This window comes from Actinosynnema sp. ALI-1.44, from assembly GCF_001984155.1.
Lineage (GTDB): Bacteria > Actinomycetota > Actinomycetes > Mycobacteriales > Pseudonocardiaceae > Kibdelosporangium.
In genome coordinates, this window is the sequence record NZ_MTQO01000045.1 from 404,296 (window position 1) to 422,197 (window position 17,902).

The following is a 17,902-nucleotide window of genomic DNA, read 5'->3' on the forward strand; positions in this document are numbered from 1 at the left end:
GGTCCTCACTTCCCGTCGTACGCGGCTCGGACGTCGTAGAGGCGGACCCAGTCGACTTCGAAGACCGCCGGGCGCAGGCCGCTGCTCCCGGTGAAGTTGTCGAGCTGGATGTTGAGATGGCCGGACGGCATGTCCTGGATGTTGCCCCGGTCGGCGTTCGCGCCGCCGGACAGGCGGAACCACTCGACGCCGTCGACGTAGCCGACCAGGCCAGCCGGACTCCACTCGAACGCGAAGTTGTGCCACTGGGTCATGTCGACCGGACAGAGCTCACGCCGCTCCTTCTTGTCCGACGGGCTCTTCGGGTAGTGCAGGAACGCCTGCAGGCACTGCGCGTCCGGGTTGGAGTACTCCACCCAGTCGTACTCGCCGTCCTCCAGCCGCTTGCCCGAGGTCGGCCAGATCAGGTGCAGCGGGTGGTACAGGCCACCGGACGCGCCGGTGTTGCGTGAGCGGGAACGGATCTCCCACCGGCCGTACTGGCGATCCAGCTTCTGCCGCAACCACCCGGTGTCGCCGTTGGCCTCCCCGCGCATCGTCATGATGCCGTTGGCCACGGTGCTGTTCTTCGCGCATCGGCGGCCGTTCTCGGCGTGCCCTTTCCAGCACCCGGGCGTACCGCCTTCGTTCCCTGAGGGCACGCCCCACTTCACTGGGTCCACCGGCCCGGTGTAGCCGAACTCGTCGGAGATCGGCAACGGCGTGCCCCACCCGTACCGCACCGCCGCCTGGCTCTGGTCTCCCCCACCACCGCCGTCGGCGCTGTTGACCTTTGTCTCGGCGATGCTGGTCCAGTCGTTGGAGGTGTTGCCGTGACCGACGATGCGCAGATACCGGCTCGGTGTGTCGGTGAAGTCGTAGTTCTGGAGCTGGAGCGTGGTGCCGCTGCTGGTCCTGTTGCTCAGTACGGTCGTCCATGACGTCGCGTCGTTGGACAGGCGTACGTCGAAGGTGTCGCGTCTGGTGTCGCCCTTGTGCCAGGCGATGGAGACCGAGCCGATGTCCTGCGGTCGGCCGAGGTCGTACTGAATCCACACGCCGGCGCCTTCGGCTGACCAACGGGTGTTCAGGTTGTTGTCCAGCGTGTTGGCCGCGACGTTGCCGTCGTCCGCACTGGCCATCACCGCTTCGACGGGCAACGGCGAACCGGCCGCCGCCGCTACGCCCGATGTTCCTGCCATGCCGGCCGTAAGCACTACGGCCATGAACAACCGACGAGCTCGTTGTGGTTTCACGCGTCTCTCCACGTGTTCTCGATGCTCATGCCGGGGTCTACACTGTCGCTGACACCTCGGGACCAGTCCCGAGCACCGGTTTCTGCCACACTCTGTGAACGAACCAGCCGTTGGTCGCGCGAGCACCGGCCCGGCGCCGCTCGCTGCCGGGGAGGCCGCATGGTGACTGCCGAACTGCGCGATCTCACCGTCCACATCGACACGGGCCAGTGGAGCGAGACCGTCCTCGCCGCGGTGAACCTCACCGTGCCGGAAGGCCAGATGACCGCGCTGCTCGGCGAATCCGGGTGTGGCAAATCCATGATCGCCGCCGCACTGACTGGCCGGCTACCCGCGTCGGCCCAGATCACCGGGCAAGTGCACATCAACGACGCACACGTACAGGACCAGCGTCAGTGGCGGCAACTGCGCGGCCACACCATCGGCCTGGTGCCTCAGTCGGGAGCCACCGCCTTCACCGCGGCAGACCCAGTCGGCGCGCAGTTACTGGCGCTGGAACGTTCTCATCAGCGATGGACCGTCGACCGCGCGTGCGCCGCGGCCCGCTATCCCGTGGAAGCGTTCGATCTGTACCCGCAGCAGCACTCCAGCGGGCAGATCCAGCGGGCCGCGCTGGCAGCGGCGCTCCTGCCGGAACCCGATCTGCTCATCGCCGACGAACCCACCGCGTCCCTGGACACAGCCACCGCGTACGAAGTGTGGGGCACCCTGCGCGAGTACGCGGACGCCGGTGCCGCAGTGCTCGCCATCACGCAGGAAGTGCCCTTGCTGACCGCCATCGGCGTCGCCGACCGCATGGTGTTCATGCGCGACGGCCGAATCACCGTCGCCGGGCCCGCGACCGAGATCCCCTCCCTCGCCGACCCGTACGTACAAGGCTTCTTCCAAGAGATCGGACAGTAACGCGCGGGGACCCCTCCCCAACCTGGTTGCTACCAACGAACCCAAAACCCCTCATGAGTGTTCACCGGGGTTCTGCCCCCGACGAGCACTCACGACGAGAGGAAAGGGTGCATCGGTGAAACGCATTCTGATCACCGTGCTGTGCGGGTGCGTGGCCCTCTGCTCGGTGGCGTTGCTCAGCTCACCGGCAACAGCGGCGACACTGTCCATCATCGCGGCGACGGCCAGCTCGGACGACGGCAACGGACCGGCCAACGCGATCGACGGCGACTTGTCCACCCGGTGGTCCGCAGCCGGTGACGGGGTCTGGATCCGCTTCGACCTCGGCTCGGTCGCCACCGTCGACTCGGTATCGCTGGCCTGGTACGACGGGGACAAGCGGCGGGCGACGTTCGACATCCAGCTGTCCCGCGACGGCTCGGCGTGGTCGACCGTGGTGTCCCGGGCAAGCAGCAGCGGCACCACGCGCGGTCTCGAAGCGTACGGCTTCACCGGCGGGTCAGCCCGTTACGTGCGAATCGTCGGGTACGGCAATTCTTCCCCGGACTCGGGCAAGTGGACGAGCATCACCGAGTCGACCGTATCCGGATCGCCCGGTGTTCCGCCCAAGCAGACCCTCGGAGTCGGCGGTGTGGCGACGCCGCCCGGTGCGGTCCTGGTCGCGGGTCGAAATTCCAAGTACACCATCGACTCCGGCGGCACGGCGGTCGCGCCCAAGGTCTACGACTGCCAGGGCAACACCATTCGCGGCGGCGTACTGATCAAAGCCGACCACGTGGTGATCCAGAACTGCCGCGTGGACGCCGCGCAGCAATACGGCATCTACTCGGACAACAACACCGACGTCACGATCCAGAACAACGACATCAAGGGCGTCAAGGGTCCCGGTGACCTGAACGCCGTCACGTTCTTCGGCGACGGTCACAGAATCCTCTACAACACCGCCATCAACTTCGTGACCGGCGACCCTGGCGACAGCCACACTGACTTCATCCAGACGTGGGTGTCCAGCTCGCACCCGACCGCCAGCGACAACGTGCAGATTCGCGGCAACAAGGCCATCGGCCCGGCCAACCCCGACCGTGACAACAGCATCCCCAGCATCCACCAGTTCCTGATGGCCGAGGACTACGGCCGCGGCGGCAACACCGGCGGCAACACAGACGGCATGAAGAACTGGATCGTGGCCGACAACGAGATCGGCGACAGCTGGAACCAGGCGATCAAGATAGACGGGCCGGACAACGTGTCGATCACCCGCAACAAGTTCGTGGGCTCCTCGACGTACGTCATGGACGTCACCTCGGCCTCGGCCGGTGTGAAGTTCTACAGCGACAACCAGGTGAGCTCCGACTACACATCACTCGGCATGGCGATCACCGCGGGCCCTGGACCCGCTTGAAGCCACAATTCCGCAAGCACAGAGCACAGTGCGCCTGGCATGTGCGTGAATCGGGGCCTGGGCAAGCCTGGTGGTCAGTTCCTTTTGCCCTGCTCCGACTGCTCCCGATGAGTGACCGCCACAAGGACGTCGAGATCCTCGTGTTGCGTCACCAGATCGTGGTACTCCAGCGGCAGCTCGGCGACACGCGAGCGCAGTTCACCACGGCCGACCGGGCGTTGCTCGCCGCGCTCCTACACCGCGTGCCACGCCAGACCTTGCACAGCCTTCGGCTGCCGGTACGTCCAGACACGATCCTGCGTTGGCATCGCGATCTGCTCCGCCGTCGGCACGCCAGGGTGTCTCGACCTCGGCAAGCTACCTGTTCCCGAAGTGCGGCCAGGAGAAGCCCGCTGTCAACCGGTCCACCAGCTGGTGCGGCGGAGCGCGCCGGACCAGCTGAACGAGAAGTGCACGTGATCGGTGTGCGGATCCGGGCCGAAGTAGGTCCGCCAGCCCTCGGCGGCGGCGTAGGCCCCCCAGATCCTGTTGTCCCAGATCATGTACATGATGCCGAACCGTCTGGCCATGGCGTGCTCGTTCCCGCAGGCATCGGCTTCCAGCAGCTGGTTGAGGACCGCGTCGACGGCGTGCCGTTGTGAGTCGGCCGCGATTCCCCAATCCCAGGCGCGGCCCTCCTTGTGTTCGCTGGTGCCCCTCGACCCACACGGTCTGGTGATGCCACGATCGACCGTGTCCGGGAACCTCGTCAGAATGATCGTGCGGAAGCCGACCACGCCGGGCTTGGGCACGGGGTGGCATATCCGCTGCTCGTCCAGCGCGGCGTAGTCGTCGATGTGCCCACTGACGTACGACCGTCGCGGGAACGTGAAAGACGTCAACGGCTCTCCCAGTGACCACGCACCGTCTCGAGCAGGAAGGCGAGGAGCTCGGCCCGGAAGGACAGCTTGCCCAGATACGTCGCGGGCCCCTGGTGGGCACCATCGGACAGTTCCGCGCGCAGCAGGATTCGGTTGCCGTGGCTGTCGGCATGCCGGAGCGCGGCGACCCACTTGGCCGGCTTGTCCACCATCACCCTCGGGTCCCGGTACGTCGCCGTCACCAGCAGCGGAGGTCTCGGCGCGTCGGACACGCACTCATATGCGACGTAGGACCTCATGCAGTCGTATGTTGTCCGGTCGCGGGGGTCTCCGTACTCATCCCACTCGTTCGGCGTGAGCGGGATGCCGGGATCCAGCATGGAATTCAGGATGTCGACGGCAGGCGCCTCGGCGACCACGCCGGCCCACCGATCCGCGTAAGCGGTATAGACCGACGACACCACGATCCCTCCCGCGCACAGCCCCTCGCACACCACACCGTCAGGCGCCGCCCACCCCTCGGACACCAGGTGATCGCGCACGGCCACCAGGTCCGCGATGGAGTTCACCTTCTTATTGAGCCTCCCATCGAGCCACCACCTCCGGCCGCGCTCGCCGCCACCCCGCACATGAGCGATGGCACAGACGAAGCCCCGGTTCAGCAAACTCACGAGGACGGGGTCGAACGCCGGGTCCTTGGAGACCTCATAGGCGCCATAGACGGAGATGTGGCACGGGTTGGTGCCGTCCGGCACCACGTCCGAACGGTGGGCGATCGTCACCGGCACCTCGACACCATCCGCGCTCCGGGCCCACAACCTGCTGGTGACATAGCGATCGGCGGAGTAGAACCGGGAATCGCCACGATGGACCACTCGGCGTTCACCCGACCGGAGATCGACGCTCCACCTGCGCGGCGGATGGATCATCGATTCCGAGATCACGTCCACATGGTGGCTCTCATAGGGTGTCTTGAGGTCGAGGAATATGTCGCCGGCGGCCGTGTCCGGACTCACCACGAAGGACCGGCCGCCCGGGATCACCACCTCGAGAAACTGCCGGGCGTCGTCCTGCCGGCAGGACAGCACCATTCCTTCGGAGAACACGTCGACCCGGCTGATGCGAACTCCGTCCCTGGCAGGAACGACTTCCCGCCAGGCGGATCTGTCCGGGGAAGCCACGGGTGCGGCCATCACACGGAACTCCGGCGCACCGTCGTTCGTCAGGATGATGAACTCCCCGCCGGACGCGCCTCTCACGTGCTCGACGAAGTACTGCAGACCTCGCCGCCGTTCCTTGATCAGCATGGGCCGACCGCCACTGGCGGTGGCCGGGATCACGCGCTGCTCCGAGGTGTCGCGGTTCGCCGACGACACCACCACCCAGTCCCTGCTCCTGGTCAGTCGCAAGTGGACATGATGGCTCCGCTCACGCTCCTCATGGACCAGCACCCCGGGACCGTCGTCACCCGGGCGGTATCGGTAGGCACGGAACGGCCGATTGCAGTCGTCGATCTCGGTGAAGTAGAACTCCCGCGAATCAGCGCTCCACGCGCTTCCGTAGTACGTCCGCTCGAACCGCACGTCCAGGTCCCGGCCGCTGCGCAGGTCCCGAAACCGCAGTACATACGCTTCGCCCCCGGTCGTGTCCACCGAGTACGCCAGCCACCGCCCGTCCGGGCTCGGTTCGCACAAGCCCAGACGGATGAACTCGCCGCCGGACGCCATCTCGTTCAGGTCGAGCGCGACCGTGGATGTGCCGTCACTCGTCCGTCGTTGTACGAGTCGCCTGTGGCGGCCGCCTTTCGGCACGCTCTCCATGGAGTACTCGTAGCACCCCAGTAGCCGAGGCGGTCCCGCGTACCCTGTGGGCGCGACGGTCAACGCTTCCGATACGAGGTCCCGAACCAGTTTCCTCGACCGCAGCGTCTGGCTGTCGTAGTACGAGCGCTCGTCACGCAGGTAGGCGACGAAGTCGGGGGCATCGTGATCCCGCATCCACGCGTACGGGTCGTTTCGTCGTTCGCCGTGCAGGTCGACGACATCGTCCACCCGTTTGGCGATGGGCGGGCCTGGGGACACGTTGTCCGTGTCTGTTCGGCTATCCACCGGCGGGTCTCCCTGTTCGATGCTGACGAGAATCCCCGTCAGCCGCCACCTCTCCACCGAACGTGCGCACACCCCGGACCAGGAATGGGAGGCCTGTGGTCAGCAGCAGTGCGGCCAGGCACACCACGCTCCCCGCCGGGATACCGATGAGGGCGACGACGGGCGCGGTCATGGCGAGCCCGACGGGCTCGAGGCCGAGTTGGCCGACGTAGTCCACCGAGACGACCCTCGCGAGTGCCTGTTCCGGCACCCTGCGCTGCAGTGCACTCGTCCACAGCACGGCGAAGATCGTTCCCCCCGCCCCCGACACCATGGCGCTTCCCATCAGCAGCGGCACTGGGAGGTGGAAAACCAGTACCAGCAGGGTAGGCAACGACGTCAGCATGCTGAGGAGCGCAACGGTGCCCGGCTCCCGCGGAGTCCAGCGTGCGACGAGGAAGGCGCCGGCCAGCGAGCCGACCGACTGCAACGCCAGAATGACCCCGTAGGCGTCCAGCGCACCGTAGTCGCGCAACGCCAGAGGCACCAGAATGGTCATGGGCGCGTGGACTAGCAGTACCTGCGACCCACCCTGGATGATCACCGTCGCCACCCACGGCCGGTCCCGGAGGACTCTCACGGTCTCCGACCCGCCCCGAAGGAGCGTGGGCTTCGGTGTCCGATCGTCCCCGGTCGCGCCTTCGCGAGGCCTGCCGGTCCGGATCGTCAGCAGGATCACGGCGGAGACGACGAAGGTCACGCCGTCGATGGCGAACGCGATGCGTGGATCGAACGCCGCCGCCAGCACACCTCCGAGTGGCGGTCCGACGAGCGTCCCGACCTTGGCGGTCATGACGTTGAGCGCGTTGGCCGGCTGCAGATCCTCATCGGGCACCAGTGACGGCAACAGTGCCCGCGCCGCCGGCGTGAACATCGCCGCACCCGCTCCCATGGCGAGAGCGAGCAGCACGAACACGGGCAGGCCGATGAAGGGCGCCAGCAACGCGAACCCGAACGCGGCACCTGCACGCAACAGATCGGACGCCGCCATCACCCTCGTACGACGCATGCGGTCCGCGAGGTAGCCACCCACCAGGACAAGTCCTATGAGGCCGATGCTCTGCGCACTCAGCACCACACCGAGTTGCACGCCGTTCCCGTCCTGGGACAGGAGCAGCAACGTGAGTGCGACCGGTGAGATGCCATTGCCGAGTGCGCTGAGCGCTTGCCCCACCCACAGTTTCCGGAAGTCCTGATGCCGGAGCGGTGAGAAGACGCGTGCGACGCTCTCCAGCCTACTCAGTGTCCTCCCCCCTTGTCCCGAACACATCGGATACCGATGCCCAGGGAGCACCACCACGGCGGATGGTGTCCCCGCTCCGCGGCACGCAGCGAGAAACCGAAGTAGCCGAACGACCCACCACGGCATACCTTGTCGCCCGGAGGCACCCCGTCACCGTTGCGGGCGTATGGCGAACCGGCGTACAGGCGGTAGTCGTCGGCACACCATTCCCAGATGTTTCCCGCCATGTCGAGGATCCCGTAGGGCGACGCACCCTCGGGAAAGCTCCCGACAGGTGTCGTCAAACAACGACTCTGCCACGGCCGCGCTCCGTTGAAGCTTTCCAGCCAGTCGGCGAGGTCGGTGATCTCGCGACCCAGCCAGTAGTCGGCGCTGTTGCAGAGACCCTGCCGGAACTCCTCTCCCCAGGGAAACCGCCGTTCGTCCGTGCCCCTGGCCGCCTTCTCCCATTCCACTTCGGTGGGAAGTCGCATGCCTGCCCACCGCGCGTAGGCATCCGCCTCCCACCACGTCACACCGACGACCGGGTGCTCGTCCCGGGCCCACTCCTCCCACCGCGGGTCTTCCCAGAACATCGGCCGACGACGCCGTACGGTCGACAACCAGCGGCGGCCGCCGGGCGACCACCAGCGCTCGTCGCCGTAGCCGTTCGCGGACACGAACAGCCGGTACTGGGAGTTGGTCACGGGTACGCGGCAGACGTCCACCGCGTCGACCCACACCGTCTCGGCACCCACTTCGTGCCGGAACCAGTCGGCCGACATGCCGCGGTAGCGGCTACGCAGCCATGCCAGTTCGTGCGTCGTGGAACCCCTCGTGTACGTGCCGGCGGGCACCGTTACCTTGTCCACCGCGGAGCTACCGGGACCTTGCCGACCGCAGTCCGACCTGGCCGAGCGAGATGAACGTCGTCGAACCCCGGGTGGGCTTCGGCGGGCTGGCACTCGCAGCGAGCTCCTCGCTCGTCAGTGGCCGCATCCCGAGTGCCTCGAGTTCGGTACGAAAGCGCACGAGGTGCCTCTTGAAGTGAAACTCCGCCAGGTACTGCTTCGTGCAGAACCGTAGGTCGTGGCGTCCGGTGCGCACTGCCGACTCGTACGCACATCCTCCCGCGCAGACGGGTATGTACGCACACTCCTCCTCATAGCAGTCCGTCAGGCGTTTCGCCGCGTTCATCTGTTCGTCGTACGCGGCGGTGTCGTACTCCTCCTCGAACACGGTGCCGACGGCGTAGTCCTTCCGGCCGACGAAGCTGATGCACTTGTAGATCTCGCCTTCCGGACCGATGAGCACACCGTGTTCGGACGAGAACATGCACGGCGTCGTGTGTGCCGTGTCGCTGGACACGGCGATGTCGCGTTCTCGTGCCTGGAGCATGAGTTGCACGTACGCGTCGGCCAACTCGACACTCTCCGGGGGAATCGGCAGTCCCTTGTCGTGCGCGACCTTGCTGTCCGGGAACTGGTAGGCGATCGCCTCCAGTTTGACGTTGACCCGGTCAGCGAGACCCTCGTGGTGCAGAGTGTCGAACAGGTCCGCGATGAACTCCCTGTTCTGCCGGTCGAAGTTCACCTTGACCGTGACGTTCCTGATGTGTCGCACCGCGATCTTGATGGCCGACAGTGACTCGTCGAACGACGGTTGCCCCCGGTGCCCGACACGCCGCTTGTCATGGATCTCGGCCGGCCCGTCGAGAGAGATCTGGATCTGCGTCAACTTCCGCGCGGCGAGCTCCCGCGCCAGGTCGTCGGTGAGCAGCAGCCCGTTGGACGAACAGTAGAACTCACCTCGCGCACCGTGTCGTTCGGTCAGCCGGGCGAACCCGTCCATGATGGCGAACAGAATCTTCGGCACCATCAACGGTTCACCCCCGAACAGGCCAGGGTAGATCTCCCTGATGCCGTCTCTGGTGATACGGCGTTCCATCCAGCGCAGGCATCCGTCGACCACGTCGGGAGTCATCGTCTTGCCGCGCACGCCTGACTCGTAGCAGTAAGTACAGGCGATGTTGCACCCGGAGGTCACGGCGAGCAGGGGAAGGATCCGGCCCGGATTGCGGCGTTGCCGGTCGAACGTCGCCTGGAAGCGCGCCGCTTGGTCCTCCTCGGTGGGCACGATGATGCGGTCCTTGGCCAATCGGTCGATCGCGGCCCTCACGTCACCCGCGCTGTCGCTCGAGACCATGCCCGCCATGATGCGCCGCCAGTCGGCGTCCCGGACGGTCATGCACTTCGAGGTCTCGGTGTTGAAGATCAGGTTGTGCGACGGGAGGTCCCGGTCGCCGAGGTTGCGCACGACAGTGAACTGGCTCAGTTTCCACACGACAGCTCGCCTCCGTCCGTGGTACGCAGTCGAAAGGAATCGATCTCGACAGGCTCGCCGTCACACTCGAGTTGTACGACGCGCAAGATCGCACGAAGGCGCTCCGCGATCAGGTCACCCAACGCGGCTTCGGACACCGCACTCGATTCCGTTGAACTCTCCGCTTCACTCATGTCTTCCTCCAGTCGGACCGTCCACCGGCGACATCGCGAACAACCGGGAGTCAGGATCGACCGTGACCCGAACGGGTTCCGCGTCCAGCCGGACGGTCAGCCAGCCGACACCGGCGTCGACGTCGACGTCGTGGCGCACCGTTGTGCCTGTGGCGTCCTCGATCTCCACCACCACCGGTACGCCGCAGGTATGGGTGCCTCGCAGTGTTGTCTCGACCGTCGTTTCGATCCCCCTCCGTGATCTCCGTGTCGCCACGTCGCCAACGGCCGGCTCGAGCACGCCGTCCGCGTGCACCCACTGGTTCACGAACCACCGGACAGAGCTGCCGTGAAACCAGCTCGCGAGCGCGAAGAAGGTGTACGTGTCGAGCTCGTGGCGGCTGCCGTACTCGAAGGCCGCGCGAAGGAGCTCGCCGAAGGCGGTCTCCCCCAGGAGTTGCCGCAGCATGCCCATGACGAACCCACCCTTGACCCGCAGGGCGAACATGGCGACGGTGTCGGTCCGTCCGGCCAGCCGATCCATGCCGTGGCGTGCCGACACACCGCCGTCGACGTCCCTCAGTGCCGCCAGCGCACGCGCCCGGTACCCGCGGTGCTCTCCGCGATCCTCGAGCAGATGATGTGTGTACTCCGCGAGAGCCTCGCCGAGCCAGTGGTTCTCCGGCGTGAAGCGGGCCTTGACGCCCCACCACAGGTGTCCGACCTCGTGCGCGATCTGCCTGATCTGGACGGCGTCCCTGGCCAGACCCGAAGCGATCCGGAGGTAGTTCTGCCTGGCGTACGCATACCGGGACCTCGGACGGTCGACCACGACGATCGGCGGGATCGGCAGCGGGCACAACAACTCGCTCCAGCACTCCGCCGCACGCGATGCCCAGCGCGCCGCCGCGCCGAACAGCAGATCCTCGCGGGAGCTCACCACGGTGACCCGCGACGGCGTCCGTCCGCCGGTGAGCGTCGCCCTGTCCGTACCCCGAGTCGCCAGGACTCCGACGGTCCCCGGTCTGTCCTCGGTTGTGCCGACCCGCAGGACGTACCCGGGAGGAGCGTCGAGCCGGACGTCCCAACGCAGCGGAACCGGAGGTACCGGGAGCGGCAGCCACCCGGAGATCCCGTCGAGTTCCATCTCCGTCGGTGACAGGTGTACCGCCGGCGGAAGCGGCACACCACGCAGCCGGATCCGAACCTCGTCGTCACCACCTGCCGTGTCCGGGAGGTTGACCAGGACGGCGGGTGCGACGACAAAAACCCCGGAACCCCGGGGATCGAACTCGGCGGTACTGGCGATCTCACCGTCCATCCGGATGTCGTAGCCCGCGTTCACCGCGATCGCCTGTTGCCGGTAACCACTCGGGAACTTCAGGCGAACCGCCAGATCCACGGTGCCGGGAGAGACCGTTCCCCGGACGACCGCTCGGCCGGCTGGCGGTGTCCGCAGGACGTCTTCCCATCCCGGGACGGACGCCAGGCACTGCCGGCGAAGACGGGCGCGGGACAGCATGTCTGTGGCCAGCGACGGGTTTCCGGACCGGGACAGGACGCGGGACAGGATGACGAACGGCTCGTGCTTGTGGGGCGCGCGCCGGATCGCCTCGCCCAACAAGGCCCACGCCCGCACGGGATCGGCTTCCGCGCCCGCGCTCACCAGGTTGACCAGGGCGTCACCGTCGACGGGATCGATGCGGGCCGCCTGGTGGAACCGCTCGATCGCTTCGCCCTTCCGCCCCGCACGCCACAGCACCACCCCTTCGGCGTTCAGTGCCCGGCTGCGCCCGGGTCCGGTCCGTCCGACCCGCCCCAGTCTTGCCAGGCCGGCCGCGATCGCGCCTTGCTCGGCGAGCACCCTGCCCATCATGTAGTCGATCTCGTCATCCGGAGCACCTTCTCGGCACGCGCGGTTCAACCACGTCGCGCCGTCGCCGATCTCGCCCAGTGACAGCAACGCACTCGCCACCTTCAGCTCCACCGTCCCGGCCGGGAGGGCATCGGCAGGCAGGCTCTGCCAGAGCATGGCCGCCTGTCTGTAGAGACCGTCCACATGCCACGCCTCGGCCAGGGCGGCTGCGGCGGCACGGTCGGGTACGTCGATGAACCGCTGCTCGGTGGTCATGGGGGAAGCACGATGTGCGCTAGAAGACCAGCGGGGAACACTCGACGATCTCGACAGGCACCCCGGTGAGTCGCTCGATGTCGGTCCAGGGCTTCCCGGTCAGGTCACGAACCCACGGCGACGTCGCGAAGGGCGATGCCGGGATCAGCACGAGATCCGGGGTGTCTCCCGTCTCCTCGACGAACTGTCCTATCGCATGGACGAAATCCTCCACGACCAGGAGATCACCGATATTGATGTTGCCGCCGAAGTACCTGTTCTCCGCGACCCGCACGTGCACGTCGAATCCGGCGAACGCCCCGGTCTTGTCGATCATGTACCGCAGGATCGGAAGGATGAGCTCCGAGGTCAGTACCAGCGCTCGGCGCGCTTTCCGGTGTTCCAGGATCCGGCGGGCGGACTTCAGCGACGAGTAACGCAAGGTGTCGGTGACGATCAGGCCGAGCACGAAGTCGTCGAACGACGAGATCTGGCCGTACGGATAGGTGCCGATCGACCTGGGATCGTGGCGTTCCAGCGTGTAGGTGCGGTCCACACCGTCACGACGCACACCCAACAGGACGGTCTCGCGGCCGCGGGAGTGGACCTGAGCGGTCATCCCGACCACTCCGGGCGGCCGGAACATGTTCTTCGCCCCGCGCCGCAGCTCACTGATGAGCTGCATGCGGGAGCCGATCGCGACACCGTTCACCGAATGGATCCGGTCACCCCGGCGGATCCCGGCCAGATCGGCAGGCGAGTCGCGGATCACCCCGTCGACGACCGCCTCCGTGTCGCGCCGCACGAAGGAGTTCGGCTCGATCAGGATGGGAATGGGGTATCGGTCGCGGATGCGTTCGACCTCGGCGACCACCTTCGGCCAGTAGTCCGCGATGCGGAAGTCCTCCCAGTCACCTGGGAGGTACCGGGAGTTTCCCCCGAGGCAGACCCGCACCACCGCGGCGCGGTTCTCGGCCACGTGCGCGATCGTGTTCTCCATGTCGGAGAACGGGATGGACGGCCACATGACCAGATTGGTCATGAACGGGATGCGGTGCTGCGCGAGCAGTTCGACAGCGCGAACCGCCGTATCTCCTTTTCGGTCACGGAGAACCGTACGCCGGACGTACGGATCCACGCTGTAGATGGAGAGGTTGAAGAAGAGTGGCTGCAGGTCCCCGAGACCTTTCACCACCTCCTCGGTCAGGTAGGACCCGTTGGTGACGAACGAGATGAGCTCGTCCGGCGCTTTCTCACGCATGAGGCGCAGGTAGTCGATCGCGCGCGGGTTCGCGAACGGCTCGTTGATCGCCGTCCGCAGGGAGAATATGCCACGACCACTCCGTGGGTCGTAGTGCCGCAGCCTGGTGACGATCTCCTCGTGGGTGGCCATGCGTGGCATGTTCTGGATCGGCAGATCCGCCGGGTTCCCTTTTTCGTAGCAGAACTCACAACTGAAGTTGCACACCGACGACAGGTGCCAGAATATGTCGGACAGGCTTGTCGGGTAGTCGGCCCAGTCCGCGATCTCACGAAGCCGGAAGCCGTCCACCTCGACAGCCTGCCCGTCACACTCCAGCTGGGCGACCTTCAGTATCGCCTGCAACTCTTTCCGGATCGCCTCGATCCGGGGTTCGGTCAGGATGATTCCGTCGACACTCTCGTAACCTCGCGGCACCCTGCGACGGCGCGTCGGGGTGGGCAGGAACGACCGGCCCGTCTTGTGCCCGGGAGACCGATCCCGCACAGGTTCGACACGGTCGCCGGCCGTCGTGGCGTCGAGAGTGCGTCCACCCATGATCGTTCTACTCCGGATCATCAGGGAATATGGCAATGTGCTTTTCTGGAGCTCGCATCAGAGCAAAGCTGCTCACCTTCACCGGCTGTCCGTCGTGCAACGGCACACATAATCTCAACAGTTGCTCCCACTGCACGCGAAGCAGCTCCACAGTGGGATCGGCGATCACCTCGGACGCGGGTTTCTCGTCGAGCAAGAATCGCCACACGTATGGCTCGCCGCTCTGGTCATCGGGCAGGGACAATCGCCCTCCAAATGCACGCGGTGGCAGATCCCGATCAGTTCGGCGCCGATCGCCCCCGGTCAGGGTGCCGCCTGGGCGGCGCCCTTCTGCAGGCTCACCCGCTCGGCGTGTTGATACAACGTTCCCATGTCGACCTTGCCATCGGACACGAGTCCCTCGATGAGCGAGACAAGGCCAGCCTGGTCGAAATCATAGAAGCCGATCAGTTCCGCCGGTGATATCTCTTCCACCCGCGCAGACGGAACCAGGCGGCAACCCGCTGCCATGAGGTCCACATCGAACTCATCTTCGCTGGAGGCCAATTCATTGAGCAGGTCCCGATTTTCGGACATCAGCCTGCACCCCTTTGATAGAGCTGACACGACCGCGCGCGATGTGAGGTACCTCACTAATTTGCATACACGGCTACCTGGTGGGTTGTCAACAGCCCTTCACGGCGCCGGCGAGGCCGCTGACGATCCGGCGTTCGAAGAGGGAGAAGAAGATGAGTGTGGGGATCATCGACAGCGAGACGAACGCCAGCACGCGCGCGGTGCCGATCGAGGACTGCGACGCGCACGACCGCACCCCGAGCGGCAGCGTGTACAAGTCGTTGTCGCCGAGCAGGAACAGCGGCAGCAGATAACTGTTCCAGCTCGCCACGAACGCCAGGATCCTACGGTCATGACACCGGACAGAGACGGCGGGACCACCCATCCGGACGAAGAAGCCGAGGGCCGCCTCCTCCAGTTCCTTCGGGATGGCGCGCAGAAATGGCACGAGAATGATGACGGTGGTCGGCATGGCGAACGCGAACGGCCATCCTCCAGATTTCCTCCACCCCAACAGGTGTGAAACGAGACAAGCACCATCCATCCTCTTTGGACAAATAGGGCATGCGCATCCGCATCTACTCTCTCACTTGGCTGCAACCCTCGCTGCTCGTTGCGTCCCAGCGCTGCGTGCTGCGGTGGTGTTATCGGGGTTGTCGCCACTGGTGATCGAGAGTGTGACCGACAAGGGTGAACGCATCGACGTGCTGCCCGCCGCAAGTCCGACACCGTGGCGTCAGGCCCGGACCGAGCGGATCGTGCGACGGGCCGGGTGGGTCGCTCATGTGTTCCGCCTCCTGGTGGCGTGCGCTTTGCCGGATATGACGACGGACCACAGCCGGATGTGAGGTCACCGAGCGCCTCACATCCGGTGGGGCGGTGTCGTCGTAGTGCTGAGGTCGCGGTAGCTCTGGTGGACGAAGACCAACGGGTGCCCCGTCCGGTTCGGCGCGCTCCGCACGTGCAGCACGGCACCGAGGAACAAGGTGTGGTCCGCGACCCGAACACGGTCGCTGATCCTGCACTCGATCGTTGCCAGACCTCCGGCGAGCACTGGATCGCCGGTCGCTGGAGACGGCATCCAGTCCAGGCCCTCGAACCCGCGGCGCGGTCCGGAGAAGCGGGCTGCCAGCTCGGCCTGGTCGGCGCCCAGGATGGTGACCGCGTACGAGGCGGCTTGGCTCAGCAGGGCGTGCGTTCGTGTGCTGTGCCCTATGGCCACCAGCAGTGTGGGTGGGTTCAGTGACACCGACAGCAGAGAGTTGATGGTGACGCCGTGTGGCCCGCTCGGTCCGCTGACGGTGAGGACCGAGACCCCGGTGGGCAGGTGCCGCATCGCCTGCCGGAACGTCTCACCATCCGGCGAACGGGGAGAGGTCTCGGGCCGTGCCGGGCGCGGTGTCACCACACGAGTTCCCGTGGCGCTGGTGCGGGCAACGCCGGGAAGTGCGGTACGACTTCCTCGGCGAGCTGGGCCACGACTTCCGCCGCCGGACGCCGACCGTGTTGGACTCCGAGTGCCCCGTGGTTGATGCCCGCTTCCTGCCAGCGGTGCAGGAGGTCGAGCAACCCTTCGACACCGGTGCGCAGCACGAATCCGCCCCGCAGCGGCGTCGGTGGGTGGTGCGGGTCGTCCACGAGGTCGATCCACTCGTTGGTGGCCACCGGCTTGAACCCGCCGCCCGGAATGAGGGCACGCCATGCGGCAGCTCGCTGACCAAGTGCGGAGGTGCCCTCGGCGGTGGCTGTGGCGCCCGGGTAGATCAGCCAGCCGTCGGCGTGTTCGGCGATCCACTCCGGCGTCTGCTGCGAAGAACCTGTGACCAGCAGTGGGATCCGGCCGCTGACCGGCTTGGGCAGCAGATCCGCGCCCTGCGAACGGCCAAGCGAGGACGTGATGGTGGGTTTCACCGACTCCAGCAGTGTCCGGAACAACCGCACCGACTCGCGGTAGCGCGCGCCGCGGGACTCGAAGTCGATCCCATAAGCGGGGAACTCGACCGGGCGGTCTCCTGACGCGGCGCCCAGCACCAGACGGCCACCGGAGAGGTGGTCGAGGGACGCTGCCTGTTTCGCCAGGTCGATCGGGTGGCGCAGCGGGAAGACCGCACTGCCCGTGGCCAGCGCGGCGGTGCGGGTGTGCGCGCCCAGCCAGGCCAGGTACGTCCACGGGTCGAAGACCTGTCCGACGTCTCCGAAACCCGGGTCGAACAGGGGGACGTCACGTACCCAGATGGCCGCGAAACCGGCGCGGTCGGCCATCTGGATCGTTTCACCCTGCCCGGCCATGGCCGCCATGTCTCCGGTGTAGGGCCACAACGGGAGGAACAATCCCACCGTGAGTCGACCGGGAGCGAACATCGTGCGAAAACCGGGATGTTCGGCGAACAGATCTGCTTCGGGCACACCGACCTCCATTGGAGTAAACGTTCAACTAGGACGCTAGCGCACTCTAGAGTGAACGTTCAACCGGCTCGAGTTAGACTGGCGTGGTGCCATCCCCAAGGACGACAGGCGACGCACCGGCCACAGCGGCAACCGACACCCGGACCCGGATCCTGCGGGCTACCGCCATGCTCCTGCAGCGCCAGGGCTATGAGGGCACCTCGATCAAGCGGATCAGCGGCGATGCCGGAGTCACGCAGGGCTCGGTCTACCACTTCTTCCCCGGAGGCAAGGAACAACTTGCCGTCGAGGCTCTGCGTTACGGCGCGGACGAGTTCACCGAACTGCTGCGGTCAGGCCTCGACAGCGCCGAAGATCCCGCCGAGGCGGTGGCGGCGTGCGCCGTGCTGCTCGCTGACACCTTGCTGACGTCAGGCTGGACCGACGGCTGCCCGGTCGCAGCCACCGCGCTGGAGACCATCGGCGCCTCGCCGGACATCCAGCGCGCCGCCGAGCAGGCTTTGCGCCAATGGCAGGACCTGCTGACGACCAAGCTCACCACCGGTGGCATCCCGGACGAAGCGGCCGTCGACCTCGCCTCCACCATTCTCAGCACACTGGAGGGAGCCGAGCTGCTTTGCCGGGTTTCCGCCAGCGACAAGGCATTGCACACCGCGGCACAGCACCTGGCCCAACTTGTCAGGCTGCACACCGCAAGGCCTGACTGACCGCGGGATGTCACAACGCCGGTGCCCCCTTCGTCTCCTTGAATGAACGTTGGCAAGGACGG

At 66.4% G+C, this 17,902-nt stretch carries 17 protein-coding genes; 4 read left to right on the top strand and 13 right to left on the bottom strand.

From position 1 onward, the window contains the following. Positions 1-5: 5 nt before the first annotated feature. Positions 6-1,205 carry a discoidin domain-containing protein gene (locus ALI144C_RS22460; protein ID WP_083753267.1) on the bottom strand — a complete coding sequence of 400 codons (1,200 nt, stop codon included), beginning with the start codon at positions 1,203-1,205 and terminating at the stop codon, positions 6-8. Between the two features lie 189 nt (positions 1,206-1,394). On the opposite strand from ALI144C_RS22460, the gene ALI144C_RS22465 reads away from it, so the two are divergent. Both ALI144C_RS22465 and ALI144C_RS22470 read left to right on the top strand, forming a co-directional pair. After that, a complete protein-coding gene (locus tag ALI144C_RS22465) occupies positions 1,395-2,138 on the top strand; it encodes an ATP-binding cassette domain-containing protein (protein WP_076989079.1) in 744 nt (247 codons plus the stop codon). A gap of 115 nt (positions 2,139-2,253) precedes the next feature. Then, positions 2,254-3,540: a discoidin domain-containing protein gene (locus ALI144C_RS22470; RefSeq protein WP_076989080.1), complete on the top strand. Its 1,287-nt coding sequence runs from the start codon at positions 2,254-2,256 to the stop codon at positions 3,538-3,540. A 395-nt stretch (positions 3,541-3,935) separates the two neighbouring features. On the opposite strand, the gene ALI144C_RS55650 is transcribed toward ALI144C_RS22470, so the two are convergent. The 10 genes from ALI144C_RS55650 to ALI144C_RS22520 form a co-directional block, all read right to left on the bottom strand. Next, the gene (locus ALI144C_RS55650) at positions 3,936-4,421 is read right to left on the bottom strand and encodes a hypothetical protein (RefSeq protein ID WP_168211317.1); all 486 of its coding nucleotides are present in this window, start codon (positions 4,419-4,421) and stop codon (positions 3,936-3,938) included. Then, a complete protein-coding gene (locus tag ALI144C_RS22480; protein ID WP_168211318.1) occupies positions 4,418-6,508 on the bottom strand; it encodes a prolyl oligopeptidase family serine peptidase in 2,091 nt (696 codons plus the stop codon). The genes ALI144C_RS55650 and ALI144C_RS22480 overlap by 4 nt, the downstream gene beginning before the upstream one ends. Next, on the bottom strand, positions 6,501-7,817 hold the full coding sequence (locus tag ALI144C_RS22485) for an MFS transporter (protein ID WP_076989082.1): 1,317 nt from the start codon (positions 7,815-7,817) through the stop codon (positions 6,501-6,503). Before ALI144C_RS22485 ends, ALI144C_RS22480 begins: the two co-directional genes overlap by 8 nt. Further along, on the bottom strand, positions 7,787-8,641 hold the full coding sequence (locus tag ALI144C_RS22490) for a formylglycine-generating enzyme family protein (protein WP_076989083.1): 855 nt from the start codon (positions 8,639-8,641) through the stop codon (positions 7,787-7,789). Before ALI144C_RS22490 ends, ALI144C_RS22485 begins: the two co-directional genes overlap by 31 nt. Before the next feature lie 7 nt (positions 8,642-8,648). Beyond that, positions 8,649-10,112: a radical SAM/SPASM domain-containing protein gene (locus ALI144C_RS22495; protein ID WP_076989084.1), complete on the bottom strand. Its 1,464-nt coding sequence runs from the start codon at positions 10,110-10,112 to the stop codon at positions 8,649-8,651. 165 nt (positions 10,113-10,277) lie between these two features. Continuing rightward, positions 10,278-12,395, bottom strand: coding sequence for a hypothetical protein (locus ALI144C_RS22500; protein ID WP_076989085.1), 2,118 nt, complete (start codon positions 12,393-12,395; stop codon positions 10,278-10,280). Positions 12,396-12,414: 19 nt separating this feature from the next. Continuing rightward, entirely contained in the window at positions 12,415-14,172 is a 1,758-nt protein-coding gene (locus tag ALI144C_RS22505) for a DUF512 domain-containing protein (protein ID WP_076989086.1), read from the bottom strand. Positions 14,173-14,179: 7 nt separating this feature from the next. After that, entirely contained in the window at positions 14,180-14,416 is a 237-nt protein-coding gene (locus tag ALI144C_RS22510; protein WP_076989087.1) for a hypothetical protein, read from the bottom strand. Positions 14,417-14,475: 59 nt separating this feature from the next. Continuing rightward, a complete protein-coding gene (locus tag ALI144C_RS22515; protein ID WP_076989088.1) occupies positions 14,476-14,748 on the bottom strand; it encodes a hypothetical protein in 273 nt (90 codons plus the stop codon). 88 nt (positions 14,749-14,836) lie between these two features. Further along, entirely contained in the window at positions 14,837-15,199 is a 363-nt protein-coding gene (locus tag ALI144C_RS22520; RefSeq protein ID WP_202819022.1) for a carbohydrate ABC transporter permease, read from the bottom strand. A 193-nt stretch (positions 15,200-15,392) separates the two neighbouring features. Here ALI144C_RS22520 and ALI144C_RS22525 point away from each other — a divergent pair, with 193 nt between their 5' ends. Then, complete coding sequence (locus ALI144C_RS22525; RefSeq protein ID WP_076989089.1) at positions 15,393-15,575, top strand: hypothetical protein; 183 nt, start codon at positions 15,393-15,395, stop codon at positions 15,573-15,575. Between the two features lie 14 nt (positions 15,576-15,589). On the opposite strand, the gene ALI144C_RS22530 is transcribed toward ALI144C_RS22525, so the two are convergent. Together ALI144C_RS22530 and ALI144C_RS22535 are read right to left on the bottom strand one after the other, a co-directional pair. Beyond that, positions 15,590-16,135 (bottom strand): flavin reductase family protein, encoded by a 546-nt coding sequence (locus ALI144C_RS22530; protein ID WP_143230782.1) that lies wholly within the window; start codon positions 16,133-16,135, stop codon positions 15,590-15,592. After that, positions 16,129-17,133 carry an LLM class oxidoreductase gene (locus ALI144C_RS22535; RefSeq protein ID WP_202819023.1) on the bottom strand — a complete coding sequence of 335 codons (1,005 nt, stop codon included), beginning with the start codon at positions 17,131-17,133 and terminating at the stop codon, positions 16,129-16,131. The genes ALI144C_RS22530 and ALI144C_RS22535 overlap by 7 nt, the downstream gene beginning before the upstream one ends. 86 nt (positions 17,134-17,219) lie before the next feature. Here ALI144C_RS22535 and ALI144C_RS22540 point away from each other — a divergent pair, with 86 nt between their 5' ends. Next, the gene (locus ALI144C_RS22540; RefSeq protein WP_202819024.1) at positions 17,220-17,840 is read left to right on the top strand and encodes a TetR/AcrR family transcriptional regulator; all 621 of its coding nucleotides are present in this window, start codon (positions 17,220-17,222) and stop codon (positions 17,838-17,840) included. Positions 17,841-17,902: the final 62 nt, after the last annotated feature.

Coding starts and splice junctions, on each gene's coding strand:
- ALI144C_RS22460 (WP_083753267.1), bottom strand. CDS start 1,205: ATGGCCGTAGTGCTTACGGCCGGCATGGCAGGAACATCGGGCGTAGCG.
- ALI144C_RS22465 (WP_076989079.1), top strand. CDS start 1,395: ATGGTGACTGCCGAACTGCGCGATCTCACCGTCCACATCGACACGGGC.
- ALI144C_RS22485 (WP_076989082.1), bottom strand. CDS start 7,817: ATGTGTTCGGGACAAGGGGGGAGGACACTGAGTAGGCTGGAGAGCGTC.
- ALI144C_RS22500 (WP_076989085.1), bottom strand. CDS start 12,395: ATGACCACCGAGCAGCGGTTCATCGACGTACCCGACCGTGCCGCCGCA.
- ALI144C_RS22505 (WP_076989086.1), bottom strand. CDS start 14,172: ATGGGTGGACGCACTCTCGACGCCACGACGGCCGGCGACCGTGTCGAA.
- ALI144C_RS22515 (WP_076989088.1), bottom strand. CDS start 14,748: ATGTCCGAAAATCGGGACCTGCTCAATGAATTGGCCTCCAGCGAAGAT.
- ALI144C_RS22520 (WP_202819022.1), bottom strand. CDS start 15,199: ATGCCGACCACCGTCATCATTCTCGTGCCATTTCTGCGCGCCATCCCG.